Genomic DNA, 15,281 nt, shown 5'->3' on the forward strand with positions numbered 1-15,281 from the left:
TCTGGGTTACAGTTGGTAGATCTTATTGCGTATCCATCGTATAGATATATTGTGGAACATTATAAATTATATGAGATTAAACAATATACTTTTGGGGATAGAATAATAGATATAGTTAAAAAAAGGTATTATAAAAGTAGAAATGGGATAATCGATGGCTATGGGATAAAAAAGTTGCCATAAAAAAACCCCGATTGCTCGGGGCAAAGGCTTTTATATCCTTCCACCTCCATAATTATGGATTGATTACATATTACCATAAAATTTTTGAAAATGCAAACTTTTTTAACACTAAATTAAGAGCAAATCGAGACATTTCAGAAAAAAATAGAATTAATATAATTAAATCTATTAGTTAGTATTGATTTTTAGTTGTTATTTTTCTATATAGTGTTCAATTTGGAGGAGTTTTTTCTTCCATTCCAATCCAGCGGAGAAGCCACCTAAAGAGTGGTCTGCACATAATACCCGATGGCAAGGAATGATAATAGGAATAGGATTAGTCCGTAAAGCCTGACCTATTGCCCTTGCATATTTTTTTAAAAATCCTGCTCGGTTTGCCAATTCTGCATAAGTACATGTGTTCCCCCATGGAATTTCTCGAAGTGCATTCCATATCCGTTTCTGGAATTCTGTCCCACTTGATATATCCAGAGGAACCTGGTCAAATAACTCAGGTATTCCAGAAAAGTATCTATCAAAGAGGGCTGTTAATAATCGCCCTAATAGGATGTTAGGTCTCTCGTGAAGTAAATAAGGTTTCGCTGAACCTTCTTGGTATAAAAGAATTTTTTGCAATCCTATCGAGGAAATATAACCGTAAATCGTGCCTGTGTTGTGTTTATAAACAAAGTTAGCAGAAGTTAGGGACACTTATTGGTTTCCTTCAATAATTATGAACATATTACAATATATCCAAAATATATCCAAAATTATATCATGCATAGGAAAACTACCTTATGGTTCCTATTATTCTTTCTACGATAACAGCACGATATTCACACTCTGCATTTGGCTTGCGGTATTTGCGTGCCAATCTTGGGAGGTGGAAAGGGCAATGCGTAGTTAAAGAATTTCACTTAAAACAAACACCTTTATTTGTTGCGGAAAGTATTTTACAGGAAAAACCACAAATGGTAGGCTTGGGAGTTTACATCTGGAATGTTCAGGAAATAACCCAAGTGGCACAGATAATAAAAGGAGTTGCTCCACAGACGATAATTATCATTGGAGGACCTGAAGTTACTTATGAATACGAAGACATGCCTATTTTCCATGTAGCCGATTATTTAATTCAAGGAGAAGGGGAAATTGTTTTTTCTCAGTTGGTAGAGGCAATTTTAGCGGGTCAAAAGCCAGAACAAAAGGTATGGGCAGGAGAAATTGACAATTTAAACACGATACAAATGCCTTATGATGATTACACAGAAGAAGACATAGCACACAGAATAATTTATGTGGAGAGTTCTCGGGGTTGTCCTTTCCATTGTGAATTTTGCCTATCTGCCATAAAGACGGGTGTCCGTTTCTTTGATAGGGGACATTTTTTAATGGAAATGGAAAAACTTATACAAAGGGGAGCGAAGAACTTTACTTTTGTAGATAGGACATTCAATGTACGCGATGACCATGCCCTCGAAATTATACAGTTCTTCCTGAAATTTGTGAAGAAGGATATGCGTATCCATTTTGAAATTGTCCCGGATAGATTGAACGATAGAATATTAGAGGAGTTTAAGAAATTTCCTGATGGTACTTTACATCTGGAGGTTGGGTTGCAAACAGTAAACAGAAAAACACAAGAATTAATCTCGCGTCGTCAAAATTTGACAAGAACCTTTGAAGTATTGCAATTCCTGAAAGAGAAAACAGGGGCAAAGATACATGCTGATTTAGTCGCAGGTATGCCTGCAGAGACCTGGGATAGTTTTCGTGAAGGATTTAATTATCTTATTGAAGCCGCTCCACAGGAAATTCAATTGGGGATATTGAAACGACTACGCGGAGCACCGATTTCAAGACATATTGAAGAATATCAAATGGCTTTTGCCCCTTTCCCACCTTATGAAATATTGCAGACAAGCACCTTATCTTTTGAAGAGTTACAGAAGTTAAAAAGAATGGCTCGATATCTTGAACTTTATTATAATCAAGGGAATTTTTCTTACTCTCTTAATTTGTTGTGGAAAACAGGGACTACTCCTTTTGACGCTTTTTCAGATTTTAGTGATTATGTTTGGAAGAAGACAGGAAAAACACATGAATTATCCCTTTCCACCCTTGCTAATTTATTATTTTCATATCTCCTTGCTATGAATAAGTTTCCGCCAGATATTATTGAAAAAGCCATCCGTGAAGATTACAATCAAAAACCCGGGAGAACTGAAAAACTAAATATGTCAAAGAAAATTTCTGATTAGAAAAACATTCCTTTACGAATAATGTTGTAGAAAAAGAATTCTTCATATATGTAAAATAACATTGAAAAATATATTAGACAAAGGAGAAATATATGACAGTTCCAGAAAGAAAGCCCATAGTAAGTGTTATTATGGGAAGTGCATCAGACTGGGATGTAATGTCAGGTGCAACAAAAATATTAAAAGATTTTGACATCCCTCATGAAGCCCGTGTTTTATCTGCACATCGGACTCCTGATATGTTAAGAGAATATGTGAAATTTGCAGAGGAGCGTGGAGTAGAAGTATTTATCACAGGTGCTGGTATGGCAGCTGCATTACCGGGCGTAGTTGCTTCTTGCACGATATTGCCCGTATTAGGTGTGCCGATTCCTTCGGGTGCGTTAAACGGATTAGACGCCCTCTATTCCATTGTGCAAATGCCGCCTGGTATCCCTGTCGGTTGTTTTGCCGTAGGAAAATCAGGTGCTATCAATGCAGGACTGATGGCAGTGGCTATTCTCTCACAAAAATATCCAGAACTGAAAGAAAAATTAACAGAATATCGCGAGAAACAGGCAAAGAAAATTCTGGAAACAAATCTTCCTGAAGAGTAATTTTTCTAAAACATAGGAATTGTATTTTTGCTATCTGGTTGTTTTGTCTTTTGTGCTTTTTTTATTGCAAGTTTTGTGCATGCAACAACAGGTTTTGGTTCTGCGTTGGTTGGCATGCCTATACTTGTATTTGCTATTGGGCTACAGATTTCCGCTCCACTTTTAGCCCTGTTAGGGCAGATTGTTAATTTAGGGGTCCTTTGGCAGAACTGGAAAGACCTCGATTGGAAACATTCTCTTATACTGATTGTTCCTTCCATTTTTGGCGTTCCTATCGGATTGCTACTTCTTAAAGGGGGTAATGAGGAACTTTTAAATGCTGTGTTAGGAATCATTCTTGTAACCTATGGAATCTATTCGTTCTTCTATAATAACAACCAAGAAATAAATAAAGAAATATCTGTTGTGAGTCGTCCTCATTTTTTTTGGGGTGCCATAGCAGGTTTTTGTGCCGGTATTTTGGGAGGAGCATACAATGCTAATGGTCCTCCGGTAATTATTTATGCAAGTACTACACACAAAGATAAGGGCTCTTTCCGTTCTATATTACAGGCATTTTTCTTTGTAAATGGTTTCATTATCATAGCAGGGCATATCTTTGCAGGTCTGATAACAAAAGATGTTTTCTATTATTCCCTTTGGGGCTTACCTGGTCTTATTGTGGGAATGTATTTAGGTTTCTATGTAGACCGGTTTATTACCCCCCAAAGGTTTCGGAATATTGTTATTACTGGGATAATTATATTAGGTATAGGATTGCTTCTCCCTGTTTTTTATTCCCTATTATTTTAATCCATGTGAAACACTTCACGGATGGGTATAAAACGCGGTTTATTCCCATCCGTCTCCATAAGTGGATTGGTTTTTGCCCACCATTCTTTCATGATGGGTTCTTGAACAATACGGGTAAAGCACCTTTCCGGGTCTTCCGACTCAAAATAGGCAAACAAGTCCAATCCATGACGGTAAATTGAATAATTTCGAAATCCTGCTCGCTGATGAGCCTCCAACACTTCTTTGCCTATATCTTCATGCAATTGTTCATATTCCTCTATAACGCTTGTATCTTTAAGTCTCATCATAAAAGCATATCTATACATACACATCTCCTTTATTTTACTTTTTTTATATTGTATAAATTTGTATAATTTTATCTATTCCTCAACTTTAATGTAAACATGAAAGGTTTGAATTATGGGTATCCTATCAGTATTCTTATTAGTAGGTGCAGCTTTTTCAGAGACAGGAAATGAAACTCTTTTGCAAAATGCATATCTTAATGGTGAAGCCCTTCTATTTTGCAGGAATGTTTTAAGTGGATGGATGCAATTTGTAGACCCGGAAACTGATTTATTCCCACGAAATTTAAAAGGCGATACTTACTGGAATGCGAAAGATTGTTCGGCAGATAATTATCCCTTTCTCACTTTGAGTGCTTATTTTACAGACCGTTATATATTCGAAACACGGATGAAGAATATTCTTAAGAACGAACAAAAATTATGTAATCGGATAGACCGACTTCCCGATGATTGGGACCTCGTTAAAAAATCTTTTCGTCAACCTGAACCTAAATTAACCGACCTTATCTTTGGGGCATCGGAATATATCAAAGATGGGTTATTACCCTTAACGGAATATCTGGGGCCCACAGAATGGTCTAAACGAATGATAGGGCTTATGGATGATATATGGAAAAATTCAAAAATAGAAACAGAAGTAGGTTTATTACCCGATGTTTCCCATGAAGTTGGAGGAGATTTATTACAGGGATTGTGTCGAATATATTGGTTAACAGGAGATGATAAGTATAAAGAATGGGCGTTTCGGTTAGGCGATTACTTTTTCTTATATCATCTACCAACCGATAGTGAATATTTCCAATTGGATGACCATGGTTGTGAAGTTTTTGGAGGACTTTCTGAAGTATATTTGTTGTCTGCATATAAAGCCCCTGATAAAAGGGAACAATGGGAAGAACCAATGCACAGGATGATACAGAAAATACTGGACATTGGGCGAAATAAAGAAGGGCTATTCTTTGAGGCTATTAATCCAAAAGAGAAAAAGGTTCTTCGAGAAACACTGACTGATAATTGGGGTTATAACTATAATGCAATAGCTACCGTAGGAATTCTGGATAATCAAAATGAATACTTGCAGGAAGTACAAAAAACTCTCGATAATTTATGGTCTTCACGAGATTATCCCTGGGAAAATGATGGAGCCGATGGATTGGCAGATTCTTTAGAAGGCTGTATAAATTTAATAAATCGTTTTCCGTCGGTAAATGCAGAAAGATGGGCTGATTATACGGCACAGCGTCTTTTGAAAAAACAAAGACCGTCTGGAATCGTGGAAGGTTGGCATGGAGATGGGAATACCGCAAGAACCATGTTAATGTATGCGTTCTGGAAGTCTCAGGGATGTTATGTTTTTCCATGGAACGCAGAGGTATATGTTGGTTCTATAAAGACCGAAGTCAAAACACTACGAATTGTAGTAAAATCACATTGGAAATGGACAGGAAAACTACTATTTGATGTGCCAAGACATAAGGTTTATTTCCATTTTCCTATGGATTATCCACGATTAAATCAATTCCCAGAATGGTTCACTGTGGATACGGATAAAGAATATCTTGTTCACATTGAAGGAAAAGATGAAATAAAGATTAAAGGGGAAGAATTGCAAAAAGGATTGTTCTTAGAACTTATGCCGAATACTTCAATTTTAATTACTATAACTGAGTTATAAAAGTTAATTGCTCGTTACTTTTTGTTTTTTCTTTCGATAGATGTGAGAGATGAGCATCAAGACTAAAAATGCAATAACGATACCAATCCCTTTATAACCTACTTTTGATATTATAGACCAAATGGCACCTATTAGCGATAAAGTGAATGCAATGAATAATAAAATGTTCCATGACCAGAATTTTAGCCCTTGTGGAAAATCATCTTTCAATAGTTTTTTCTGGTTTAAAAGTAGCCAGAAGGATAGATAAGCCAAAGGTAACAAGGTCATGCAAAATACGGAAGTTGGTATAGCAAGCCACATTTGAGCATCTTTCCAGAATAATACGCCGAGCAGGCTAATCGAGACCATAGCACCACCTATAAATTGAGGGAGACCCCGTAAAGGACGGTTTAAAAGTTCACAAAAGCATAGACTATTAATTAACATTAACATAGAGGATACCCCTAACCCCATTCCCAAAACACCAATGCCAAAGATATATTTTGCAACGGTAGGACCTGTTAAAGGTGTTAAGGCATCGGAAAGATTAAAAGCATCTCGACGAACCATCATAGCCGATAATTTACGGTCGGCTTCTGGTAGTCTTTTAATTCTTGCTTCTTTTTCTTCTTTTGATAGAATGTTCCATTGTTCCTTCCCTATTTCATAGATAATTCTTCCTTCGATAAGGCTCTGGAAACTACCCATTAAATTAGGGGCGGGTTGGATAAGATTTCCTTTTTCATCTTGTTCCCCTAAGAAACCGGGAGCAGGTTTTGCATGGAATTGTGCAGCTGAAGCAATAACTACACAACTTGTTGCTAAGATAAATGGAATAAACAAGCCTGTTGCAAGGTCGAATATTGCAAGTCCACGAAATTCCCTGTCCCATCCTTTTCGTAACATGGAGTAAGGGAGCATAAAAGTCATGTTAATTCCTACGGCTGTGGCTGCAGAGCTTATCATTACATCCCGCTGTTGTGAGACAATCAGGTTTATCCAATAGGTTCGAAACTTTTCCGGAACTTGTTCTATATAGGGCATTAGTTCTTTTGATGGGTAGAAAAACAAGGAGAAATCAGGAATAAACCCTGCTAAATATTTTTGCCAGTGGATTTGCCCTTTGATGTTTAATACAATAAATACACCGAAGAAGCAAATGACAACAGAAGCAACCATAAGTTTTATGATAACTTCAAAGATCTTTACACCTTTGCCTCCGAAGGTATAGAGCGTAAGAAATGTTAGATTAATGCATAGTATCAGTATCCCTATGATAACCTTTCCTATAAACGGTTCAACCGTTGGGGGGCCGAATAGGTGAGGGAGTAAATTTTGTTGTATAGACGCAATGGCAATAGAGTATTGAGGCATTGCCCAAACAAAATTTGCAAGCATGGCTGCCAATAGCCAGCTCCAGCCTAATAGGGGGTTTACATGTTCGTTAATCATTCTAACGGGACTGCGACCTGTTGATAAAGTTACATAAGATATCGCACTTAACATAATAATACCTGCTATCATGGCTAACGGTTGTAGCCAGAGAAAGCCAAACCCAACAAGCACTCCCAAATACATGCTGGAGGATAATGAACCTCCACCTAATGTGGTAGCACTTTGTAACCATCCTGGACCTGAAAATCGAACAAAGGTTTTAAATAATGCCCACTTTCCTTGTTGACGGGACTGAACTAATAATTCTCGTTCTTTTTGTATGTTGGGTGCGATGGATTTTATTTGCTCTAATATGACATCTTTTTTTTCTGACACGAATAAGACCCTTATATATTATGAAAATAAATTTTTGTTTAGTATATATATATTATTTTTATAATAGATTTATTGTATTTAAACTTTAAGGGGATAATCCTGTTCAGGATTATTCCCAATTTTAGATTGTTTGAAATTTTATCTTATGTAATCATTTAAGATGTTTTCAAGCAATTCCTGACGACCACTTTGGAGTTTTGGTTCACCATGTTCTTCAGCGTATTTTGCTAATTCGACGAAAGAAACCTTTTTACTTTCAATTTTCTTGCCTAAGTCTTTATCCCAGCCTGCATATCGCTGTGCAATGGCTTTTTCGAATACTTTGTCTTTAATAAGTTTTTCGGCTATTTTAAGACCACGAGCAAAAGCATCCATTGCTCCGATATGTGCATAGAATAAGTCTATGGGGTCTATGGACTGACGGCGAACATGAGCGTCAAAATTTAGTCCACCTGTAGTAAATCCACCTGCTTTTAAGATGATATACATGGCTAAAGTCGTGTCATATAAGTCTGTTGGGAATTGGTCTGTATCCCAACCTAATAGTAAATCTCCCCGATTAGCATCCACAGAACCCAATAGCCCATTTATTGCGGCAAATGCTAATTCGTGATGGAAAGTATGGCCTGCTAAAGTGGCATGATTGGCTTCAATGTTTAACTTAAAATGCTCCACCAATTTATAATGTTGAAGAAAAGCGTAACAACTGGCGGAATCAAAATCATATTGATGTTTTGTTGGTTCTTTAGGTTTTGGTTCAATGTAAAATTGTCCTTTAAATCCAATTTTTTTCTTATAGTCCACAGCCATCTGTAAAAACAGGGCTAAGTGGTCTAATTCGCGTTTCATATCTGTGTTAAGCAGTGTATCATATCCTTCGCGACCACCCCAGAATACATATCCGGCACCATCTAATTCATGGGTTATTTCGAGAGCCTTTTTAACCTTTGCAGAGGCAAAGGCAAATACTTCTGGTGAAGGGTTTGTTCCGGCTCCTGCCATAAAGCGGGGATGAGAGAAAAGATTACAGGTGCCCCATAAAAGTTTTACGCCTGTATTTTTTTGATATTTCTTTGCAAGTGAAACAATATGGTCTAACCGTTTATTGGTTTCGGATAATGTATCTGCTTCAGGTGCTATATCTGTATCGTGAAAACACCAGAAGCCGACACCTAACTTTTGATAAAATTCAAACGCTGCCTCAAGTGTCTGCTCTGCAATTTTCATCTCATCACTTCCACTACGGAAATTACGAAAGAGTGTTTGCGACCCAAACATATCCGCACCAGTTCCGCGGAAGGTATGCCAATAACATACCGCAAAACGAAGGTGTTGAGCCATTGTTTTTCCCAACACCTTTTCTTTGGGATTGTAATACTTAAATGCAAGAGGATTTTTAGAATCAGGACCTTCATAAGCAATAGGTTTCTTTATTTCAGGAAAATATTCAGCCATGAGTTAAACCTCCTTTGATGGTTATTTTTAAGTTTTATACATTATACTTATATAATATTTTTTATTACATCTTTGTTCATCTACAATCTTGTTTAAAAAATGATTCATTGGGTGCTTTCAGGACAAAAATAGTGCGTGGAAAATCATCGCTACCTGAACCTGTATCGGGCATAAATTCTAACCAATGTCTTATTGGCTTTTCTCCGCTGGTATCGAGGTCATTGGCTATAAGCGAAAAGGTCGTTTTACTGCCTGCTTGTAATTTAATAGGTGTTAATTCTGAAGGTGGGAAGTGAACCTCATAGTAGGTATATGGGTCTTTCCGTATTACGGCAAGTTGAACGATGTTATTAACAGTTTCTTCCTCACGACCAGGTCCTACATAAAGAAAAACTTCAGGACCTTTGGCTGTTCGTGTTAAACTCCATTCCCATTCCCCCAAAAACAATTCCAGATTATCCGCACACCAGACAATATCCCCTGCAAACGGTTGATAAAATTCATTATCATAAACCTGAACCGCCATGTAAATGCCATCCTCATTCCAGGCACATTTCAAGGATGCTTGCAGGTCTTGTGTGTTTTGTTCGGGGTCAAAACGAATGGGATATAACAGTGGATATTCAGGAATATTTTGCCATTCTATCAGGTCTCCATCTATAGAAGGTTTATTATGAATATAAGGAATGGATATTGATGGATAAATGGGGAAAGGCAAATCAAAAGAAAGTGTAGAACTATTTTGATTTACTATAACTTTCGCTTTGGGAACAGGATATAATTTGGGGAGACCTGTATCTCGATTTATTTTTATCATCGGAGAAACGGATTGTCGTCCAGCAAGTTGGAATTCGTTGCAAGGGAACGAAAGGTTCCAAGGGGAAGGAATGTCCCAGAGAATTTTCACCATGGCCGCTTCGTCTGTTAAATTATTTATTTGCATGGGGATTTCAATCTGAATTGGACTACCCCATTCCCACTCAATAGGATGTATCTGAATAGAAGATTTCCATAAATTACGCAGGTCTATTTTTTCTTTTGAAACAATATCTATTGGCTCGATGTTGCCCGGTTTTATAACTGACCAGGAAACAGTGTTCCCATTCACTTGAACCCATAGATAATGATGAAAACCACCTTCCTCCGGGTCCGTGCGAATAGGACCTCCGCCTCCACCGGATATTGCATATTGGATATTTCCGCGTCTGCCTACATTTAGATAGCGATGGTCATGTCCTGCAAATACAAACACACTTGGAAACGGTTGTAAAAGGGATTCAATGGTAGACCATCCTGGATGTTTCGGGTCAACAAAATAAGGTTTATGGAAGAAAACAAAAAGGTGTTTTTCCTTTACTTTTGCTAATTCTTTTTTAAGCCATTCTATCTGAATATCGGAAAAGGTGTCTATCTGACCAGGCTCTTCAGTATCTAAAAATATAAAACGAGCATTTCCATAAGTAAACGCATAACATACAGGACCCATTCTCTGTTTATATATTTCCTCGGATGCTTTATCGGATATATCGTGATTACCCGGTGCTGGGAAAAAAGGTATATGAAGTTTAGCAATAATATTTTCAAATTCTGACCATTGAGAATCTAAACCTTCGACGGCACCTCCTAAAATTAAATCACCCAGACTTATGACAAATGGAGGTTTTAATATATTCCATTCATCTATCATCCGAAAGAAGAAAGGAGAAAACTCATGAGGTTCGCCGGGCTGTGTATCCCCAACGACAATAAAATGGAATTGTTCTGAACATAAGGGAGGATTTTCTCGAAGTGATTTGAATGATTTTTCAACAATAGTCTCTGGGTTTCCGTTAATAGAAAAGAGGAGGAATATTGAAAGATAAAAAATAATCGTTGAGATTGCTTTATTTAACATTTTTGTGTTCCTAACTTCTGGTAAAATAAGTTTGCTTATTATTTTATAACGAAAGGACCCTTGAGAGAAAAATTTATTGTTAATGACTAGATGTTAGTTTATATAAAGACTGTAAAATAGGTACAAAATTATTGTTCAGAGATACTCTTCCAGATTGAATAGGCGAGTTTTTCACTTCCATCTATTCTAATCAATCCAATGGTATCCTTTTCATCTAAATCATGTAGCCATGGCCAGCCTAACATGAATAACTGTATTCCTCTGTCCTTTGTAAGGCGAGTAGTTAACTGAGTTAAGAATTCGGCTTGTGCTTGTTCACCTCCCAATGCTTCAAGAGATGACCAGGCAATTTCAGAAAATCCAAAGGGCTTCTCAGGCATGTAGTCAACACAACGAGAATAGTAATCATCTTGAATTTGGGAGGGATGGGTTATTCCTAATGAGTAGGGATAACTGGTGAAAATGAGCAAGTCCATTTTATCAGGATTGAAAAAGCGAAGTACTTCTAAATCTGCTTCCCTGTTTTCAGAGACTATTTCTCGGGCAAAAGTGCAAAATAGGTTTGTAGCAGGCGAAATCTTTTTTGCTTCATCGTATATCTCTTCATAAAGTGAAACGAAATGCTCAAATCCATTATTGCCCTCCAATCCATATTTTTCATACCATCTATTTACTTCATTACCAATGGAGAGATATAAAGGTTTTATGACTTTAATCACATTTAAGACGCTTTTTTTATACTCTGCTCTCCATTTTGAGTCGCTTAAACTTGGATTGTCCATCCCTGGTGGTGCCACAAGAGATAAACCGGGTCCTATAAATGACAAATGAATAAGGGGAAACATTCCGTTCTCACGAATGAATTGCTGAACAAAGATTTTTCCCCAATCCCCTTTCAAGTCGCTTGCAAGATTGTAAAATGGTGTAGGTCTACCCCATACAGGAACAAATTCTGAATACTGTTTTGCTTGTGAATAGGCATCCTCAAAAGATTGTCCCTGGGCAGGAATAGGTAACAGTCCCATAAAGAAACCTCGTACAGGGATTGGAGGGTTATCTATTGGTTTTAATATTTCTGGCTTCTTACAGCCGATAGATAAGAGGAGTAATATAAAAATTAAAATTTTGATAGAAAGAATCTGTTGTTGTGAAGTTCCTCTGAACATAAGTTTTATCCTGAGATATATATATATTATACAAATTATTTAATAAAAAACTATAAACTATAAAGAAACAAGGGAGCAGTTTTGAAACTGCTCCCCTGCCTTTATTAAAAAGGTATAGGGTTTAATTGTTCATAAAAGGTGATACTTTACGCCAACGAAGCAATAGCAATCCGGAGACTAATCCTAATGCAATCATATCTGGAATATGCGAACTATCCGAGGTAGTTCCCGAACCGCATGACACGATGAAGCGACGTTTTACACCCTTGCTGATGACAAGGTCTACCGCAGTTCCGCGGTCTACTTGTGTCCCCGCAGTCGGTGCTTGGCGAATTACTTTCCCTTTCGGAACTTTATCACTATATTCCTGAGTTACTTTACCTACAACCAGGCCTGCCGAAGTAATTAAAGACTTTGCTTCTGCTTCGGTTTTACCAACAACATCTGGGACGGCAACTTTATTGCTTTGCGGTTCTCCTTCGCCTTCAACTGCACCTTCTGGGATTCCTTCGGGAGTTCCTTCGTGTGTACCTTCGGGAGTGCCTTCAACTATACCTTCTGGAGTTCCTTCGGGAGTTCCTTCGGGAGTGCCTTCAACTACACCTTCTGGAATTCCTTCGGAAGTGCCTTCGGGAGTGCCTTCAACTACACCTTCGGGAGTTCCTTCTTGTGTGCCTTCTCCTTCAGGAGTTGGTTCTTGGCTTATTATCTTTGGTGCTTTCGGGTCATTGAACATAGGGACATAAGCATAGATATCGTTGATCCTTACCTGTGCCAATACTAATTCGGCATTTCCTCCATTGCCTATCATGGTAAAGTGGATATTGACTAATTCGATGCCATCTCCTTTTGTCCCTAAGTTTTCTTCGCCCGCAGCACTAATTCTTAAACTACCACTGGAATTTGCATCATCGTTGTAAACCAATACCAATCCACTTGCAGAAGGACCTAATTCTACGCTATCCACCTGAGCTAAATCTTTATCAAAATTAAGCACCATCACAAACCCGGAGATGTTTGATACATTATCCGCTAATACGGATATAGTTTTCTTTGTCCCAGGTTCGCCTGTTAATGGTTCACTTAACTGGACATTTACAGAGGCATCAGATTTTTCTATTGCAGCTAAGATGGCTTCTGCGGATAATGAACCTGCATCGGCTAACCACAAAACATCCTGAAGATATTCATCATAACTCTTTTCTAATCCTTTGGTCTTGGGCGGTGTTATATTTTTTCCGGCTAACCAACGCTGGATTAAACTGGAGTCAGCACTGTCTACCAACCCATCAAGGTTAATATCACCCGATTTCATGATGCATGCATTACCGGGAACATTCTTAACCCAATAGGAGAGAATATATTGTGCATCTGCTGTTTCTACAATTTTGTTATTGTCCGCATCACCATGGATACAGCCACCGGTAACACATAACTGTCCATCTTCTAATTCTAAATCCAGAGGTTTTGTTTGAGAATTTATCTCTCCTGTGTTTGAAACATCATAAAGTCTTACACCATTTCCTGCTCCATCATCAGGAATAAGATGTAATGGCCCACATTGAGTATCTTCTAAAGATAGATTGGGTTTTGCCAGAATATTGAATAATGTTCCTGAACCATATAAACTTCCACCTTCCGCACCAGCCGCAGCAATACGGACATTATAGACACCTGCTCCTGTGTATATTGCATTTGCAGAAATCATCATACCTACGGTTATACCCGAAGGTTCTACTTCCATGTTATCCATATCTAATAGCAAGTCAGCAGGAAGTTCCGCGTCAATCTGTATTGATGTTGTAGATACATCATAAACCGATTTTGAATTTACAGGGATACGCACCCGTGTCTGTTGTGGATCTTGTGGGTTTCTTTCCCATAGATACAAACTAGGTTCCTTGTAGGCAACATCATCAGGGAAGAATACTGTCAAAAATTGACCTTTAACCTGTTCGGATGCAGGCGATAGAGTAGTATAACGGTCTACATCACTCACGGCTTGAATGGCATATTCATAATAAGTTGAAGGCTGGACAGTTGTATCTTCATATTCAAGTCCAGAAATATAACCTTCATAGGGCTGAGCCGATGGATTATTTAATCTCTCCCAAGCAGGATTTCCCACTACACGGCGGTATACATTATATCCGGCTATGTTGTATTCTGGATTTGTGTCCCATGCGATACGAACACTACGCGGTCCACTATAAACCCGTGGTTGGGTCGGAACCTGTATGTTTCCAGGTTCTAATTCTACAAGAATATAGGCTCCCGCATTTACAGGTTGTAATGTTTTTGGCTTATATTTGCGTTTTGTGAAGTCTAACCGGTAAGGTGGATTTAATGTTCCCAAATTAGTCCATGAAAAGCGTCCATTGGCATCAGTTACAACCGGTGCAGTGCTTTGTTTATCCGCAATACTTATTTCAACGGTTACACCTGCTATGGGTTTACGACTGATACTATTAATGACTACCCCTTGAACTGTGTTGGTTGTTTCTCCTTCAACAGTTCCTTCCGGGGTTCCCTCAGGAGTTCCTTCGGGAGTGCCTTCAACTACACCTTCTGGAGTGCCAATATATTCACCCGTGAAACTAAAAGTCTCTATATTTGAATACAATTGTCCACCTGTTAGGCGATATAGAGCCTGAGATTGGATTTGAGCAGGACCTTGAGCAGAAGACGGAATGCTTATATTCATACTTAGTGTGAATGGGAAAGATGGTACAAATATCCATCCAAATTCTAATGGATTTGTTCCGTCTGAAACAGTACCTACGGCAGGAGCAATAGGAGGCTGATTTGTTCCGCCCTGATATTGCCATCCTGCGGGAAGTAAACAGGTCAAACCCAATGCGGTTATTGTGTTCGATGTGTTTTTATTAAATGTAATGTTTACATTGATTGTGCTTCCGGGAACATATTTGTTTAGCCCTACAGCATCCCCAAAAACTCCTTGAACAATGTTTATTTCATTGCTCGTTTGTGCATTTCCTTTTGTTATTGAAATAAACAATAGGACTGTTAGCACTAAATAAATGCTTATGATTTCCCTACATCGGTTGGGAAAAGCACTTGTTGTAAAAAATTTTTTACTCATATTTGTCTCCTTCTTCTAATCATTTGTTGGTTATTTATTTGTCTAAACTAATTTTACCATAATTAAAATACATTTACCGTGAGATATTGTAACAGTGAAAGAAATTAGAGGCATCCCCTTTTGCAGCAAGTAGGATGC

Annotated in this window: 11 protein-coding genes; 4 read left to right on the forward strand and 7 right to left on the reverse strand. The window is 37.9% G+C overall.

All coding sequences use genetic code 11. The features are described from left to right. Window positions 1-375: 375 nt before the first annotated feature. Window positions 376-873: a methylated-DNA--[protein]-cysteine S-methyltransferase gene (locus PLA12_02115; GenBank protein ID HOQ31285.1), complete on the reverse strand. Its 498-nt coding sequence runs from the start codon at window positions 871-873 to the stop codon at window positions 376-378. An 86-nt stretch (window positions 874-959) separates the two neighbouring features. Between PLA12_02115 and PLA12_02120 the strand changes: the two genes are divergently transcribed. From PLA12_02120 to PLA12_02130, 3 genes are all read left to right on the forward strand, one after another. Beyond that, a complete protein-coding gene (locus PLA12_02120; GenBank protein HOQ31286.1) occupies window positions 960-2,420 on the forward strand; it encodes a DUF4080 domain-containing protein in 1,461 nt (486 codons plus the stop codon). 92 nt (window positions 2,421-2,512) lie between these two features. Beyond that, the gene (purE, locus tag PLA12_02125; protein ID HOQ31287.1) at window positions 2,513-3,016 is read left to right on the forward strand and encodes a 5-(carboxyamino)imidazole ribonucleotide mutase; all 504 of its coding nucleotides are present in this window, start codon (window positions 2,513-2,515) and stop codon (window positions 3,014-3,016) included. A gap of 27 nt (window positions 3,017-3,043) precedes the next feature. Continuing rightward, entirely contained in the window at window positions 3,044-3,808 is a 765-nt protein-coding gene (locus PLA12_02130; GenBank protein ID HOQ31288.1) for a sulfite exporter TauE/SafE family protein, read from the forward strand. Here the strand turns inward: PLA12_02130 and PLA12_02135 are convergent. Continuing rightward, complete coding sequence (locus tag PLA12_02135) at window positions 3,805-4,116, reverse strand: L-rhamnose mutarotase (protein HOQ31289.1); 312 nt, start codon at window positions 4,114-4,116, stop codon at window positions 3,805-3,807. The genes PLA12_02130 and PLA12_02135 overlap by 4 nt on opposite strands. Window positions 4,117-4,210: 94 nt before the next feature. Here PLA12_02135 and PLA12_02140 point away from each other — a divergent pair, with 94 nt between their 5' ends. Further along, a complete protein-coding gene (locus PLA12_02140) occupies window positions 4,211-5,773 on the forward strand; it encodes a hypothetical protein (GenBank protein ID HOQ31290.1) in 1,563 nt (520 codons plus the stop codon). 3 nt (window positions 5,774-5,776) lie between these two features. On the opposite strand, the gene PLA12_02145 is transcribed toward PLA12_02140, so the two are convergent. From PLA12_02145 to PLA12_02165, 5 genes are all read right to left on the reverse strand, one after another. Further along, the gene (locus PLA12_02145; protein HOQ31291.1) at window positions 5,777-7,525 is read right to left on the reverse strand and encodes a divalent metal cation transporter; all 1,749 of its coding nucleotides are present in this window, start codon (window positions 7,523-7,525) and stop codon (window positions 5,777-5,779) included. Window positions 7,526-7,663: 138 nt separating this feature from the next. Beyond that, window positions 7,664-8,980, reverse strand: a complete 1,317-nt coding sequence (gene xylA, locus PLA12_02150; GenBank protein ID HOQ31292.1) for a xylose isomerase — start codon at window positions 8,978-8,980, stop codon at window positions 7,664-7,666. A gap of 76 nt (window positions 8,981-9,056) precedes the next feature. After that, complete coding sequence (locus PLA12_02155) at window positions 9,057-10,874, reverse strand: metallophosphoesterase (GenBank protein ID HOQ31293.1); 1,818 nt, start codon at window positions 10,872-10,874, stop codon at window positions 9,057-9,059. A gap of 128 nt (window positions 10,875-11,002) precedes the next feature. Further along, window positions 11,003-12,040, reverse strand: coding sequence for a hypothetical protein (locus PLA12_02160; protein ID HOQ31294.1), 1,038 nt, complete (start codon window positions 12,038-12,040; stop codon window positions 11,003-11,005). Between the two features lie 121 nt (window positions 12,041-12,161). After that, window positions 12,162-15,143 (reverse strand): PASTA domain-containing protein, encoded by a 2,982-nt coding sequence (locus PLA12_02165; protein HOQ31295.1) that lies wholly within the window; start codon window positions 15,141-15,143, stop codon window positions 12,162-12,164. Window positions 15,144-15,281: the final 138 nt, after the last annotated feature.

This window comes from Candidatus Hydrogenedens sp., assembly GCA_035378955.1.
Lineage (GTDB): Bacteria > Hydrogenedentota > Hydrogenedentia > Hydrogenedentales > Hydrogenedentaceae > Hydrogenedens.